This window comes from Paenibacillus aceris, from assembly GCF_017874035.1.
GTDB classification, from domain to species: domain Bacteria; phylum Bacillota; class Bacilli; order Paenibacillales; family NBRC-103111; genus Paenibacillus_E; species Paenibacillus_E aceris.
The window spans coordinates 1-16053 of the sequence record NZ_JAGGKV010000001.1 but is presented as its reverse complement, the minus strand read 5'-3'; the positions used below and the strand labels follow the sequence as shown (position 1 = coordinate 16053).

Sequence of the window (16053 nt, the reverse complement as noted above, 5' to 3'; positions counted from 1 at the left end):
CATTACGGTTTGATGTCGAGTGCATTGGCAAGCGAATCGCCGATGCTTGTCTGCCATTCGTTCAGAACGCGGCTCAGGTCGCCGACTTTTCCGCTGTATTCGGACTGACCCGATAAATCACGTAGTTCCCACGGATCTTCCGTCAAATTGAACAGTTGCATCTTGTCGCTCCCTGCTCCGCCTCCCCCCGAACGGTAATAACGAATCAACTTCCATTCGCCATTGCTGACCGTTCGCTGCAAATCTTTATAAATGGCACAAACAAATTCCCGGTGTTTTTCTGTTTCCCCATAAATTAAGGGCGCGAGACTCCTGCTTTCCACCGTGAGAGGAACATCTATCCCCGTCAAGTTGCATAGGGTCGGAAACAAATCATACGTATAGGTCAACGCCTGCACTTGTTTACCGGCTGGCAAACCCGGGCCGCTTATGATAAGTGGAATCCGAATGCTGTGATCGTACAGATTCTGCTTGCCGAGTAAACCATGCTGTCCAAGGGCCAGGCCGTGGTCCGCCGTGTATACGATAATCGTATCCTCGGCATATCCGCTGCTGCTCAGGGTTTCCAGCACCTTGCCGATGTTGTGGTCCAAATGGGTGATCATAGCGTAATAATCGGCGATATGCTGTCGTATGGCGTCCGGTGTGCGAGGCGATTGTTCCAGCTTCTCGTCTCGTACATGCAGCTCCCCATTATCGAATGGATGCTGCTCCATGTAATTGACGGGAAGCGGAATATCGGCCGGATGATACATGTCGGCGTAAGCTTCCGGCGCCGTCCGTGGATCATGTGGTGCGGTATAGGCCAGGTATAAGAAGAACGGTTCCTCCCGATCATATGTTTCCAAAAAACGGATTGCAGAATTACTGAATAACTCGGTGGAAAATGATTCACCAAAATATTCAGCCTCCTTGGGATAAACTCCGTTCGGATCAAAATCTTGCACCGGAACGCGGTTATGATCGCTCATCCCGCCGAAGAAGATGTTGGCGCCACCGCAGAAGCCATTCGCAAAGCTCTTCTTGTCATTGTGCCATTTTCCAGTGGCATACGTATGATACCCCGCATGTTTGAAAGTTTCGGGCAAATGGGCTACTTCCGGATTCAGCGTCATCATACCGGGCATATCGTTCATATCCGGATTTTTGCACGCACGGAGTACATTCACCCCGGTATGCACACAGCTGCGGGCCGGTACACAGACAGCACCGGAAAGTCCGCCCATCATATGATTGCGGGAGAACGATACTCCTTGCGCAGCAAGCCCATCGAGCACGGGCGTTTGAACGGTTGTATCCCCAAATGACCGGATAGCGTCAAAACGATGATCATCGGCGATCATAAATAAAATATTCGGTTTCTTTTTCAAAAAGTTCCCCTCCTCAAGTATCATCTGCAAATAACCGGACAGTGTTGTTTATTAGTTTGGATTTATTCCGCTTCGCGTCAAGTCGATCCGGCCGTCTAGATCGTAGGCGTGGTCGTGCCAGCCTCCACCAGTGGAAATGATCGGTTTACTAGCTTTGACAACCCTATCCAACAATTCGCGCAGCATGCGGTTCGCGATCTCCGAATAAGCCGGTTCGTTGATTAGATTTTTTAATTCCCACGGATCCTCCTCTAGGTTATAAAGCTCATCCTCCTGCGTACCAGGGAGATTAGCCACATACCGGTAGGCATTTGTAGCCAGTGATTTGTTATAAGTATTTTCAGTTAAGGCCGATTGATGCTCGTGTCGATATGACTCTTCTCCTGCTACAAGTCCGGCAAAGCTTCGCCCCTGCACCGTATTCGGAGGTTCGATCCCCGCAAGCTCGCAAAGTGTTGGAAACAAATCGACGGATTCAATCATTTCCTCAAACACTGATCCTTGATCTGCTTGCGGTAAACCTCGCGGAAGCCGGACGATCAAGGGAACCCGTGTAATCGCTCTGTAGCTGATGCCACCCTTTTTCTCAAACAAACCGTGCTCCCCGGCATAGTCACCATGATCCGAAGCATATATCACGATCGTATTCTCCAAAACTCCTTGTTTTTCCAGATGGCTGATAATCTTGCCGACAGCATCATCCACCTGACTAACCAGGCCAAGATAAGCGCTGACCATCCGCCGTAGCTTGTACTCGGAAATCCCTTCGCGTTTTTCCAAAACCGCCGACTTTTCCCCGTCGCTCACAGGCGGAAGCGTAATACTCTCAGCAGGGTACATGCTTGCAAAGGGTTCGGAGGGAGTATAAGGCTGGTGCGGTCGCGAAAAGCTGATCCATGCAAGCCATGGATCCTGATCGTTCCCACGGTCTTTGGGCTCCCCTTCGTTATTAACGAATCGGATCGTCTGTTTTGCAAGCGGCCATCTCACAGGAATGCTCATAAGGGATCTCCGACTTCTCTCCGTCACGTTTACCCGTAAACGGACGGTTGTCGTTCTTCTCGTAAAGCCCGGCCCCTTCCAGATATTTCGGGTATTCGAGGAATTCGTCATATACAAATTGACAATCACGCTCTATCCAGTACCTTGGCGTATGCAACTTGCCTAGAGCACCAGTCCGGTATCCATGCTGGCGGAAATAAGCGAACATGCTGGTCATCGGAGCTGCGGGTTCCGGGCCGTACAAGCCGTAGTAACCATGCGTGGAAGGCATCAACCCGGATAAGTAGCTGACCCGGCTTGGCGTGCAAATCGGATTGTTGGCGTATGCATTCCCGAATCTGACGCCTTCCCGAGCCAAATTATCCAAATGCGGTGTCTTGACATCGGGATGTCCTACACAAGACAGGCATCGCGCATTATGCTGATCGCTGAATAAAAACAAGATATTGGGTTTGCTAGTTGACATCGTCTCATGCTCCTTTTCTGTCAGCGGATTTCGTCCCGCAACGCATTTTCGAGCCGGGTAACCGTTTCTTCCTCAACGGAGGCGATATTTTCAGTTTCCCAAGGATCGGAGATCACACTGTATAGTCTTTTATCCTGTTCGCCCGAAACGATCAATTTGTATTGCCCATCCGAAATGGAAATCCATGTGCTTCCGTTATTCTTGATTTTGCTTAAAGCTGAAATTTGATAGGGCCTATGAGCTACATGTTTACCCATTAAAATCGGAACCAGGGAAGCCGAATCTTTTGCTTCCTCCATCGTGCCCCCAGCTAATTCCACAATCGTGCCCGCTAAATCCTGCAGTTCCACAAGCGCCTCAGAATGCACATGCTCCAGGATCCCAGGTCCGGAGATTACAAGCGGTATATGGACTGAAGCCCGTTCAGGACGTGTTTTGCCGAACTTGTTGTAATCGCCGAGCATTTCACCGTGATCGGAAGCGTAAATGATAACCGTCCGGTCGATCTCTCCGCGTGCTTCCACTTCAGCCAACAGCATACCGACATTCCGGTCGATATTTTCCAGCATAGCTGCATAGTTTTGGCGGATTTCCGTTATTTCAGCTGGATCCAGCTCGCTGCCAACGGGCAGCGGGAACGGGATATCCTTCCAGCGTTCCTTCATGCTCTGAGTGACATCCCACGGATTGTGCGGTCCAGTAAAATTGACGACCATGAACCACGGCTGGTCTTGCTGAAATTCCCGCAGCAAACGAACTCCGTTTTGCGACAGCCAGTTGTCACAGTAAGCATCGTCCGGTAGTTCTGTCTGCAGGGTGCTGTTCCCCCTTCCTGTCATATCCTTCAAATGGATATCCGCCAATCCGCGTTCATACAAAAATTGCATATAAGGATCTTTGGGTTCCTCGCGACCTGAAACAATAGCATCGATCTTTCCAGCATTATCTACCCCATGGGTAAATCCGAGCGTTCCCAGCTCGTCGATCCATCCGTCTAGCCCCCACCAATGCGATGCTTTATGAAGGTCGAATTTTCCTACTCCTCCGACGTTATAGCCCTGCTCTTTCAAAACGGAATAAAATGTCCTTTGCTCTAGCGGATAATTGTCATGGTTTCCCTCTACGCCGCACCGATGATAGCGTAATCCAGAAGCCAGGCACGCCCGCGCCGGAGCGCAAAGAGGCGATGGAGTGATCGCTTTGGTGAAGGTCGTACCTCTTTGCATCAGCTTTTGCAGATTTGGCATTTGAATCGGCAAAGATTCAATGCCAGGTTCGTTCCATACCTCTTGGCCAAATGGCAGCCAGTCGCCTCGATGCTGGTCGGGGAATAAAAATAAAATATTCGGCTTTGTCATGGGTTTCCTCCTGCTTATTTCTTATTTCTTATTCAATTTGGCATTATAAGCGTCTTGATAAATTTGCAGGTACCGATCAATGTTCATTCCTTTGAGCTTTTGCAAATAGGTATTCCATTCCTTATCCAAATTGACATCACCGGTAATAAAGCGGGCTGTCATTTCCTTCAGATAATCGTTGATCGTTTTCGACAAATCGTTCAATTCGCCAAGCTGCTCACTTGTAAAATAAAGCGGCGGTACTATTGTTGCCGTATTCTGTTTATAAGGCTCGTATTTATTCTTGGTTTCGTTGAAAAGCGTGATTTCGTTACTTGGCGGGGTAAGTGCTCGCAGGTCCCGCAAATCGCTTGTCCGGTAATGGGGGCCTGTCGTAGCCCAAGATATATTTTGCAAATTGCCAACGTCGAACGTTGTAAACCATTTTGCCGGTTTTCCGTTGATCCCGATTTCGCCCGGTTTGGCCCATCTCCACTCTTGATCCGGTCGACCGTAACCCTTGCGCATCGTAATTTCCTCGTTGTACATCGCATCCGCCCAACGGAATGCGACATCTGGATGCTTGCTTACGCTGGTAATGACGTAGTTTCCGCTTCTTGCCACATCGTACGGATTATAAGGCGTCTGTTGCAATCCTTGCGGTCCTTTCAAAGGCGGGACAGCCGTATACTCCAGCCATCTTGTGCCTTTGCCAGCAATGTTCGTGAAATTCCCCAGTGACGTGGCAGGAACCACACCTACAAGGGCTATGTCGGGATTTTCGCCAAGCTTTTTCAATTGGCTGGTATCCTGTGTGAACGATTCAGGAGCGATCAACCCCTCCGCATAAAGATTATGCAAATAAGCAAGCCCTTCCTTCCACTCTGGCTTGTTAAAGGCTGTATCGACCTTCCCGTTACTGACCATCATTGAAATCGCGTTGTTATAGGGGCTATTAATAATGAAAGCATTCAACAGGAAGCCGTCGACGTTTGTATTCGAGCCTCCGATGGAGCCGGCCATAGGAATTTCATCTGCTTTGCCGTTTCCATTCGGATCCTGCTCCTTGAATGCTTTCAGTACGTTGTAGAATTCGTCCGTCGTCTCGGGCATTTTTAACCCAAGCTTATCCAGCCAGGTCTGATTGATCCACATTTTTTGGTTCAACACGCAGTGCGAGCATTCCGCCACTTGGGGCAGAGCGTATATATTGCCGTCTGGTGCGGTAATGCTGTCTTTCACCAGAGGGATTGCCTCGAACATTTTTTTCGTTTCCACTCCATACTTATCAATCAGCTTATTCAGCGGAAGAAAAACGCCTTCGCTGCCGTACATCATTTGCTGGGCTGAAGACACGCCCATGTCCATAATGACATCGGGATAGTCCTTGCTAGCCAGCATCAAGCTCAGCTTCTCCTGAGCTGATTTTTCAGGCACAATATCCCACTCGATATGAACATTTGTTTTATCCTCATACCATTTCGTGAATTCGTTGGTGGTGAAATCCTCCACGGAGGCACTTGACTTTACCATTACCTTAAGAGTCGTTTTTTCCTTAGTGATTGGGAAAGTGCCCGTCGGCTCTACGATGGGTGCCGGTTCATTTCCTGTGGCCGATGGTGCTGCAGCAGGCTTATCGTTACTCGTACAGCCCGCAAGAGCGACCATTAAAATAGTCGTGCCCAGCAATAATTTCATTCTTCTAGTTACCTGATTCATTGTTGTTCCCCTATCATCTTTTATTTTCCACCTGAAGACTGATCTAATTATCCCTTAAGGGATCCAACCATAACGCCTTTGACAAAATGCATCTGCACAAACGGATAAACAACTAGCATAGGAACCGAGGATACGACAATCAATGCGTATTTGAGCAGTTCCCTCAGTCCCTCCCTTTTGGCCGCATCTTCCGTATCGAGCATGGACACGTCTACCTCGTTTTGCACCAAAATATCTCTCAATACGATCTGCAGCGGATATAAGCTTTGCTGCTTTAAATAGATCAATGCATTGAAAAACTGGTTCCAGTGACCAACCGCATAAAATAACGCAATCACGGCAATGATCGGTCCGGATAGAGGCAAAACGATCTTCCAAAGAAACCGGAAGTCGCTGCATCCATCAATTTTGGCGGCCTCTAGCATTTCTTCGGGTATCGCGGTTTGAAAGTATGTCCGAGTGACTACCATATTCCATACATTTAATGCCCCCGGCAGCAGCATCGCCCACGGCGTATTCAATATGCCTATGTCTTTAACCAGCAAATAAGTAGGAATCAATCCTCCGGAGAACATCGTCGTGAACACAAACAAAAACATCAAGGCATTCCGTCCGTCCAAATCTTTTCGGGAGAGCGGGTATGCGGCAAGCAAAGTCATCACGACATTGATCAAAGTCCCAGCTATGGTATACAACAAAGAGTTCCGGAATCCAGTCCAAATCAGTTTATATTTGAACACGGCAATATAACCTTCCAGATTCGGTTCAACCGGCCACAACCACACTTTGCCTGATATTAAGGCGTGGTAGCTGCTGAAGGAGGCGCTTATGATATAAATCAACGGGTAAAGAATCGTAATGACAAACAAACCTAATAATGTATAATTCACTAAAATAAATCTTACGTCGCCTTTCGATTCTTTAATGACCGTATCATTCATGTTGTCGTCCCCCTTACCATAAGCTTACCTGCTTCGTTTTTCGTGCAATTTGATTGACAGCTACAAGAAGAACTAGATTAATTGCCGATTTGAAAAGTCCGATGGCGGTGGAATACGAATAATTTACCGCCTGAGAGGCAAGACCGACCTTATACACATAAGTATCAATCACTTCAGAAGTGCGTAAATTGAGCGGGTTTTGCAGCAGCAACACTTTCTCAAAACCTACGTCCAGTACATGTCCTGTATTCAAGATCAGCATGATGATTGCCACAGGCAGGATGCCTGGGAGATCAATATGCCATATTCTCCGCAGCTTGCTGGCTCCATCCACTACGGCAGCTTCGTGGAGAGCAGGATCGATAGCGGATAGAGCCGCTAAATAGACGATGCAAGAAAAGCCGACATTTTGCCAAATGCCCGACCACACATAAATTGATTTAAACCATTCCGGTTTTCCCATTATGTTGACGGATTCTCCTACTACTTTACTTAACCCGTTTCCGATCAATCCTGTTCTCGAATCGAGCAGGGTTACGATCAAACCGACCATAACGACTACGGATATAAAATGCGGTGCATAGGTTACCATTTGCGCAAAGCTTTTAAATCTTTTCCCCTTCACATAGTTCAGGCTTAAAGCCAGAATAATTGGAAACGGGAAGCTGGCTACCAGTGAATATACACTCAGTACGAGCGTATTCGTCATTAAACGCGTAAACTCATAAGAATTGAAAAACCGAACGAACTGTTTGACTCCCACCCACTCACTACCTGAAATTCCTTTGGTCGCAATAAAATTTTTAAATGCGATCTGAACGCCGTACATGGGGGTGTACTTGAATAAGATTAAATAAAGAATGGGCAATCCAAGCAATACATATAACTGCCAGTTACGGAGTAAACGACTCCGCAGGCGGGATGCCGACTTCGGCCTCGCACGAATTGCTTGTGCCGATATACCTGGCTCAGTCCTCAAGAGCAACACCCTCCTTCTGTTATCAGATTTGTTATCAGAAAAATTTCTTTTATCCTGATAGGTTTTGTATGAATTAGTTGTATATTAACCAATAAGACATCCATTCGAATAGTGGAAATAGCTTTATGAGTATGCATATACCCAGAAACCGCATTATTCATTTACTTAATGATATGCATTAGTTTAGAATCAACCGACATTTAGAGAAAAATGAGAGCAAAAAAAACGGCATTAGCTGCCGCTTTTAAATTTGCATTTGTCTTCTAATGTGGAACAATCGTGTCTTTAACGGTTTTACGGTACGAGGTCGCGCTTAATCCGTGAATTCTTTTGAAAGCTCGGCAAAATGTATTGAATGAAGCATATCCCGTCTGTGCGGCAATATCATTTATCGACAAGGCAGTACCAGCTAATAGCTTTCTGGTCTCCTCCATCCGTTTATCCTCCAAATAATCAGAAAAATTGCTTCCAGATTGTTCTTTGAAAAATTGAGAAACATACATTTCGGACATTTCAAAGGCATCAGCAACCATATTTAAGCACATATCCGGCTGGTTATAATGCTTATCCACATAAGACAAGATATCCTGCTTTAGCGTGTTGTTACGACTTTTTTTACGCTGGTCAACAAATAGGCATAAATCAATGAACAATTCCCGCAGGACTCCATACATTTTCTCGTAATCGTCATAACTTTCAGGAGGCCCGGAGTCAAGCAGCGAAACCCATTGCTGCCGAACCCCTGATTCAGCAAGTAAATCAGTTTCACTTAACTTTGCTACAGTCCCCAACATATCATAGTAAAGTACTCTCAGCATTACTTGAGACAATTGCCTGTCGACGAAATTCGCCAAATAAATTTGATCCAAAATACGTCTAGCATCATCCGCACTACCGGACTGAGTAACATGGATCAACCTGACCTCCCAATCGCCTGGATAAAAGTGCATGTTGGAATCCTGAGGATGCTCGCCGTACCAGGCTGCCCTCCGCTCCTTGCTAAAGGTTGCATGCTGCAATGCAAACTTTGCTTCTTCATTTGAGCGAGTAACATCAATGAGACGCGTATAGCTGCCGCCAATTCCCCAGTAGGAGCTGCATTTCAAGCTCTTGCCCATTTCCGCTTTCATATCCTCAATCAGTGCCGTGATTCTTTCTGCGATAATAGGGGGGGATGCCTCAGGTAAAACAAAAAGCACGGCAATCCGCTTTTCAGATATTGCATGCACAAAGCCGTTACTTGCAATAAGGTCTTCCAATGTTTTCTGAACCTTCGCTCTACTAAAGTTCGCTTTGGGTGGAGCCAAGCTTGGAGAAGCATCGCTCTGCTCTTCTATCTGAATCAAACCGACAGTGAATATATTTCCCGTTATAACAAGATTCTTTTCCGAAAAAAGCATATCCATTTCACTCTCATGGCGAAGCTCGCCTTGGAACAACCGGCTTAAATAGACGGATCTTAGTATAGGGAGCTGCGTGTTGACAGCATCCTTTAATTCATCATTTTTGCGGGCTAGTTGGATAAAAGCCGCCTGAATCAGTTTAAACACATCTTTTGGGCGTATCTCAAAATCAAGCCTTTGAATCGTCCCAATCAATGCCTTAATCGGTCGACTGCTTTTATAAGCCAACAAATAGGCAAACAATATACCCAACAACAGGATAACCGCCGTAACGTATCCGGTCCACTTTCGAATATAATTTACCTTGCCAAGTACAATATCCGAAGGCTGCGCAACAACATAGGACCAACCGTTAGTCCTGGAAGTCGTATGTGTAACCATCATCCGTTTAGAATCGATCCTTTCCTCCGATATTCCTCTCAAACCCTGAAGGGAAATGTTCTGCATCTTCACCCCTTTTGGGGACCCAGAATTATAGGAGCTGATAATATTGCCTTTGTCATCCGCAATATAGGCCCATCCTCCTTGCGAAAAATCGAATTCCTTTAAAAATTCCTCAATTTTCCTATTATCGATAACACCAATGACGACCCCTTGCGAGAAACCAGGGTACCCCAAGCTTTGAGCAAATGTCACAAACGAATACGATTTCCCTAGATATGTCGCTTCCTGAGCGGGAAAGAAGACGGATTGGTGATACTTTCCAAGCATCTGATCATACCATTTCTGGTACGGGATATTGTGGAAAGACATAACATCCTCGTAAAATGCTTTTGAAGTATAAGTAGATTCCCCAGACAATATGAGATCGCTATTTTTGTACAACACAAAGTACGTAAATAAAAAGTCACTGTTTAACGGGTAGGACCTTAGTTCACTACGCGTTTCCAAAATTCGGTTTACATTAGACCCGTAAAACGGGTCGTACATTTGTTGAAAATGAACGATTTTGGAATTTGAAACGATTTGATGGCTGATCATTTTCATTTCCGACAATCTGCCTTCGATAATACGCATACTCTGATCCAATAATTTCAAGTTAGCAGAAGTGACTTCCTGCACGGACATACGTATTGATTGGGCAAATATAACCCCACCCAAAATAATAGGAATCGCCAATACGACCAAATATGGGATTAAAAAACGCAAAATAATACGGTTCATCTAACTCCCCCTATATTTCGGCAAAAAAAAGAGACGCCAAACATGAGTTATCATGAGTTACGTCTCCGGTGATCCGGTCAACATTTATATTTTATTCCTACTTTTTTACTTGGTTTTATTAAATTTAACATCCATTTAACGTAATTGTCAACACAAACAGCCTCATTCCATGGCAGCCAAATATGCTTAGCCTGAATAGACCCTTTTCCAGTTTTTCTGAACAAGAGCCATTTGCTTGGGTAAGATTATGAATTTCTCGACTGTGCAATTCCCTGGATATTAGAGCGTCGTAGGACAACAATGGCTAGCAGGATACCAAAGAAATACAAAATAATGCCTATACACACAGCATAAATAAGGATTGCACGCAGCGATGGAATGCTGAAGCGTTACATGTACCCACACCAAAGGCTGTTGACCAACAGAGAGCTGTTGAATAATGGTGAACAGTGATTTCCTCAGGCTACTTACCTAGTGAATTTATGTGAAAATAAACCCTACGCTATGGAGCCATACTTTGATCGCTTCCCCAGACGTAATCATAATAGCCATATGAACGAGCGCTCATCCACTTGGCAGAAGGAAATGGGAATACTTCCTGCGGCTGGATTATGGGAGCCGGATGAGTCGAGAGGTTCACGTCCGGTTCTGAGAGTGCCTGAGGGTTACTGAAAGAAAGCCCGAGTGAGAGCATCCTCGGGCTTCTTTATTTATTCCATTATATCTACACTACCCATTTCATCTAAAATATATCTCTTATCTTTATTTATCACAATGAAAGGGGAAATAGAAATAATTTAAGTCGATGCAGCTCTCCTTTCTGCATATTTAGCATTTAGAACCTTTCCTTTGTCGTCCATCTCTATCACATTTGCAAAAATCGCATATGCTCTCTCTAATGCGCTTGGCTCCTCAAATATACAAGAATAATCAATACCTTCAAGTAATGGCAATCCCACAGTACCGTTTGCTATCCAAAAGGAAAATGTTCGTAACGCTCCACTGAAAGAATGGCTTAACTTTTGCATTTTAGATCCTTCAATCAAAAAAATGAATCCTTAAATGATGTTGTCGCATTTTAACACATATTGGAAGTAACCTGCCCGTTACTTTAACGAAACCAGGGAGCAGTTGCCTCGTGGCGAGTTGCTCCCTGCTTATTACGCTATCGTATCCTTTAGCTTAATCTCTCTTCCGATCATGCTCCATAATAATGAGAAATTTTAATTTAATTGAGTTCTCGTGCTCTGTCTAGTGAGCAATATTCAAAAGCTACATATCAATCTTCAAACCCTCGTAAGCAGTATTATCGTCGTTGACTTACCTTTCTCTTCCCCCACGGTTTTAGATATGAGATCGCGGTTAAAAAGACTAATATTGCTAACACTAATACGCTTCCAGTCAGTATCATTTTTTGACTATGAAGGTATTCGGGATTGTATATGGGTTCAAGCTCTTTTAGAGAAAGCGCATTTATTGCCTTTTCAATCCACGTACCAATAAAAATACTACCAAAGAAAATCGTCATCAAATTGCCGACCCACTTCGCGATAATCCAGTAATGTGTGGTGATCCCCCACGCTCCGACAGCTAGCCAAATACCAGTTGCCAAACTCCCTAAAGCCCCTGGAACAATTAAGTAATAGTCAAAATATTTGATGAAATAATGAGCAGCATAAATAAGTTCGCGATCTTTTAAATAGAATGTAAATAGTGTTAAGACGAAATTACCTAACACCCCTGTAAAATACATAATCACAAAGAGAACATGGAAGATTACCCACCATTTTTTCCGTTTTGCATCTAATCTGGTAGCCCTCAATTTGCCAACCAAGATTACTGATCCCGCAATTAGTATAACCATTAATAATGTCCACAAAAAAGCAATCATGAAAATCTGACCCCTCTCCCCATAAATTTTTACTTGCAACGGTTTGCAAGTTTTATCTTACAGGTCGATTACTGACAACAATGTGTCAGTGTTAAAAATAATTTCATTGACATTATCCTGTTACTTCAATGAACAAAAAAGTGACCCACAGTAACGGGCTGTGCGTCATAATAATTTATATTTTAAAGGGGGTCAGTTTTATTATAGGCTTGCTTCATTAAAACCATATCAAAATAAGATTTCATTTTTGTTACATTTATTCAGCTAACGTTCGCCGTTAGTTGAACGATTTAGTTATTGAATAGGTTGAAATGCAACGTTCCAAATACCATCTTCGTCTTTAATCATTTGGAAACCCGACTTAGCTTCTGCGTCTTTTCTTGATTGATACTCAATAAATCCTTCAAAATCGCTTGTTTGTATGAACTTGCCTGTTTCAATATTTTTATATGGTTTAAGAATCTCTTCTTTTGTCCCTCTGTCTGAAACTGGAAATTTTTCAAACTCTTCTTTTGTCCATAGAACATGCCCTTTTCTATCCGTGTACAGAGCATAAATGACATCTCTTTTATTATCCAGTGAGGCTTGAACGTATATCTTAGCTATACTAATTGGTTCTAATCCTTTTAAATGCTGTTCATTTAAATCTTTTTGAAAGTTGTTATACACCTCTTGTTCTTTGGATGATAACTTAAAATCAGATGTTGAGATTGGAGCTGTAGTCGGAAGTGGTGTTGGGTCAGCAATCTTGCTTTCCTTGTTTAAGCAACCAGTAAGTGCGACAAGTATTACCGCCAATGTTAAAATAATTTTCAACTTCATTTCCATTAATTAAAAGCTCCTTTTCATTTCCGTAATCTACGCACCTGATAGCTGTTTTGAAAACCACATTTTTGCGTTCTTATATATATTCGCAATTGTCTTTTTTTAACAGACGGTATCACTGAGATTATACTCATCACTTTCTTCTTATAAGGAGACGAAATGTACAAGGTTTAAGTTGCAAATTACGTTAATCTGCCCGTTAGCCTTACCAAAAAGTAAAGAGGAGCTGCCGCGAAGGAAACCCCTCAACTTATCGTGTCCGTTACTGCAGCAGGTAGCATTAAACATGCATTTTAAGTTATCGTTTCATCTCTTTTTTAATGTCAGATACTTAATTACGCCATTTTTTGTATCCGCATTAAAGAATACTTGGTAATCCCCCGCCTCATAATACAGATACCATCCGCTTTCAACGTCGTTTAATCCTTCATCTTTTGGCTCACCGATTACTTTTTTTAATTCATCAACTGTATATTTGACTGTATCTCCACCTACTCGAATTGCGCTGACACTTTCATCGGGATTACCAAAGAAATAATAATAATCAAACCATGAAAAATATTGCGTTTGCCAACTTCCTGTTTTTTGGGGCTCTCCCCATTTTTGAATAATATCATTTTTATTTGACCCGATTCCAAACTCAATTCCTTTGATTTTGCCTTCTGACGCATACGAAAAAAAATCTTTATCCAACGGTAATTTTTTACTTAAATTAGTTTGTTCAATGGAAATTGTTTTGGTAGTATCTTCATATTTGACCAATGCCCCCATATTTTCAGCTACGAAACGAATCGGAACATATGCATGACCGTTATGATTCAACACTACATATTCCTTATTGTTCATTTCTTTGGTGACACCATTAAATTCGAATTTGGCAGGAAATAAGTACGCTTGGATTGTGTCTACGGCATAGACAGCAGTTGTCGCGGTTAAACCAATTCCGCAAATTAGACCTAAAACAAACTTTTTCAAAACTCATCACTCCCTTTGTTTAGTTCTAAGCAATCAGACGAAGGGGACAAGTAAAAAGTTTCCATTTTATTAACTATCACACAAGCTATTTCACTAATCTGCCCGTTAAATGAATACAGGGAGCTGCTGCGGCAAGCTGCTCCCTGTCTGTCATTGTACTATCGCTCCTCGTTAGCACAATGAACGAATCGATGATTATTCTTAACCTGTGTTTCACTTTTTCACTCCATCAGGAAGTGACTTTAATACAAATGTTTATTTTTTAACCCAGCTCATATCATCATTTAGGTTGTAAACTCCTCGACCTGTTAATTTACCTTTTTCATCAACTTCTTGAAGTGACCATTTAGGAAATCTTATATTTTTATCTCTGTCTAAATTATCAAAATCAGGATCTCCGATCTGCTGTACTGTCCAATACATCCCATCCCAAAAAAATGACTTAACAACTGAAATAATCTCATTGACGCTTATATCTGCATCAACCATCTTTTTTATAACTTCTTTAGTATCTGGGTATCCATGTTTAATTAAATCATTAACATATTTCTCGGGATCATCAAAATCTGAGTTCAAACTCCTTTTTAGGCCATATAGGAATCTAAATCGTGCCAACTCAGCTGAATTTTTGTCAGTCATCTCCATGAATGTGCCATATAAAGGATTGGGGTGCCCTAATTTTTCGAAAGCGATTATTAAATTATCTGCTTTTTCCCTGTTGTCTTTATCCAATGATTCAAGCCAGTCTTCTTTTTCCATTTAGCACCTCAATTATGAATGATATTTGATCAATAGATAACTTCGAAAGTCAGGAAATTTTTGTGAGGGAAATAAAATAAAAATGATTTGATAAATGCTTAAGTCGGCCCGATTTGACAATCATTTCCGCAAATCTGCCCTTTAGTTTAGTAATGGCGCTATTATTGATCCAAATCATCATTATTGAAGGGCAGAGAAAGTCTAAAAGAATCGTCGATAAAGTTCTCTTCGGCGCTCGCCGCGTAGCTGGGCATATATTTGAGTGGTCGATGCCTTCTCATGCCCTAGCATGCCTTGAATGAAATCCAAAGGTGCACCGTTGTCCAGCAACTGACACGCATAAGTATGGCGAAACCGATGAGGGTACACGTTGGCTGCGACTTCTCCCCGATCTGCAAGCCGTTTTAATGACCACCTGATCGTGGGAATGGCCATTCGGCGAGTAGGATGAGTGTCGGTTACAAACAAAGCTTTACAGGAATCCTTTCGACTTGCCAGATACTTTTTCAACCAGACCTTGCATTCGGTAGTGAAATAAACTTCTCTCTGCTTAGATCCCTTACCATTAACGATTGCAGAGCAATTCTCCCAGTTCAAATCTTCAACGTTTATCTTTTGTACTTCTCCAACTCGGCAACCGGTAGTATACAGGAACTCTAGAAGAGCTCGTTCCCTCATGGATAGACAAGAGATCTTCAAATGGATCACATCTTCCTCGATTAAATACTTCGGAATACGTTTCTCCATCTTAGGTTCTCTTAATTTTAGAGAAGGGTTTGATGCTAGGTAGGTTTCTTCATATGCAAAGCGAAAAAAAGATCTAACAAAGCGGATTCGATGCCCTAAACTACTTGGCTTCAGTCGATCAGATTGTTTCGCTAAGTATTCCTTTAACAGCTGTAGGGTAACATCTGAAATATGGATATCGCCAAGTTCATTAACCAGCATTTTTAGCTGCAGGGCGTAGGCTTTTAGTGTGTTTATACTGAATCCCTGGATGCGCTTATCGGCTTCATACAGCTTCTACAATTGACTTATATTCATAATAAAACCTCCCATTAGTCCTATTAGATCTAGGTTTTCTTCTAATGAGAGGTTTTAATCTGTTGTATTGAACTAGCGTTCACCGTTAGATTCCTGTAGTTGGATAAATTTCAGCTTTGTAAAAAAACGAGCGCCTCAGTACGATGGAAGTACGCTACGGGTCAAAAGCCCTTTAATT

General features: G+C 43.2%; 14 protein-coding genes and 1 pseudogene. All 15 read right to left on the bottom strand.

What is annotated here, in order from left to right; genetic code table 11:
- Positions 1 to 2: 2 nt before the first annotated feature.
- Entirely contained in the window at positions 3 to 1370 is a 1368-nt protein-coding gene (locus J2Z65_RS00070; RefSeq protein WP_167056840.1) for a sulfatase family protein, read from the bottom strand.
- A gap of 51 nt (positions 1371 to 1421) precedes the next feature.
- Entirely contained in the window at positions 1422 to 2372 is a 951-nt protein-coding gene (locus J2Z65_RS35615) for a sulfatase family protein (protein WP_167056843.1), read from the bottom strand.
- A complete protein-coding gene (locus J2Z65_RS35610) occupies positions 2320 to 2838 on the bottom strand; it encodes a sulfatase-like hydrolase/transferase (RefSeq protein ID WP_167056846.1) in 519 nt (172 codons plus the stop codon). The genes J2Z65_RS35615 and J2Z65_RS35610 overlap by 53 nt, the downstream gene beginning before the upstream one ends.
- Before the next feature lie 20 nt (positions 2839 to 2858).
- Positions 2859 to 4196, bottom strand: a complete 1338-nt coding sequence (locus tag J2Z65_RS00055; RefSeq protein ID WP_167056849.1) for a sulfatase family protein — start codon at positions 4194 to 4196, stop codon at positions 2859 to 2861.
- 21 nt (positions 4197 to 4217) lie between these two features.
- Positions 4218 to 5894, bottom strand: coding sequence for an ABC transporter substrate-binding protein (locus J2Z65_RS00050; protein ID WP_209855598.1), 1677 nt, complete (start codon positions 5892 to 5894; stop codon positions 4218 to 4220).
- A 47-nt stretch (positions 5895 to 5941) separates the two neighbouring features.
- A complete protein-coding gene (locus J2Z65_RS00045; RefSeq protein ID WP_167056852.1) occupies positions 5942 to 6835 on the bottom strand; it encodes a carbohydrate ABC transporter permease in 894 nt (297 codons plus the stop codon).
- A 13-nt stretch (positions 6836 to 6848) separates the two neighbouring features.
- On the bottom strand, positions 6849 to 7814 hold the full coding sequence (locus J2Z65_RS00040) for an ABC transporter permease (protein WP_240159643.1): 966 nt from the start codon (positions 7812 to 7814) through the stop codon (positions 6849 to 6851).
- 263 nt (positions 7815 to 8077) lie between these two features.
- The gene (locus J2Z65_RS00035; protein ID WP_209855594.1) at positions 8078 to 10381 is read right to left on the bottom strand and encodes an AraC family transcriptional regulator; all 2304 of its coding nucleotides are present in this window, start codon (positions 10379 to 10381) and stop codon (positions 8078 to 8080) included.
- A 797-nt stretch (positions 10382 to 11178) separates the two neighbouring features.
- Positions 11179 to 11427, bottom strand: coding sequence for a DUF7677 family protein (locus J2Z65_RS00030; RefSeq protein ID WP_205300946.1), 249 nt, complete (start codon positions 11425 to 11427; stop codon positions 11179 to 11181).
- 260 nt (positions 11428 to 11687) lie between these two features.
- Positions 11688 to 12272 carry a DUF2269 domain-containing protein gene (locus tag J2Z65_RS00025; protein ID WP_209855590.1) on the bottom strand — a complete coding sequence of 195 codons (585 nt, stop codon included), beginning with the start codon at positions 12270 to 12272 and terminating at the stop codon, positions 11688 to 11690.
- A gap of 294 nt (positions 12273 to 12566) precedes the next feature.
- On the bottom strand, positions 12567 to 13100 hold the full coding sequence (locus J2Z65_RS00020) for an RNA polymerase subunit sigma (RefSeq protein ID WP_193580874.1): 534 nt from the start codon (positions 13098 to 13100) through the stop codon (positions 12567 to 12569).
- Between the two features lie 303 nt (positions 13101 to 13403).
- The gene (locus J2Z65_RS00015) at positions 13404 to 14072 is read right to left on the bottom strand and encodes a DUF4309 domain-containing protein (RefSeq protein ID WP_167056858.1); all 669 of its coding nucleotides are present in this window, start codon (positions 14070 to 14072) and stop codon (positions 13404 to 13406) included.
- A 255-nt stretch (positions 14073 to 14327) separates the two neighbouring features.
- A complete protein-coding gene (locus tag J2Z65_RS00010; RefSeq protein WP_167056861.1) occupies positions 14328 to 14831 on the bottom strand; it encodes a hypothetical protein in 504 nt (167 codons plus the stop codon).
- A 201-nt stretch (positions 14832 to 15032) separates the two neighbouring features.
- A complete protein-coding gene (locus J2Z65_RS35090; protein ID WP_240159658.1) occupies positions 15033 to 15578 on the bottom strand; it encodes a tyrosine-type recombinase/integrase in 546 nt (181 codons plus the stop codon).
- Positions 15579 to 15683: 105 nt separating this feature from the next.
- Positions 15684 to 15779: pseudogene (locus J2Z65_RS35085) on the bottom strand (integrase); the annotation flags it as partial.
- Positions 15780 to 16053: the final 274 nt, after the last annotated feature.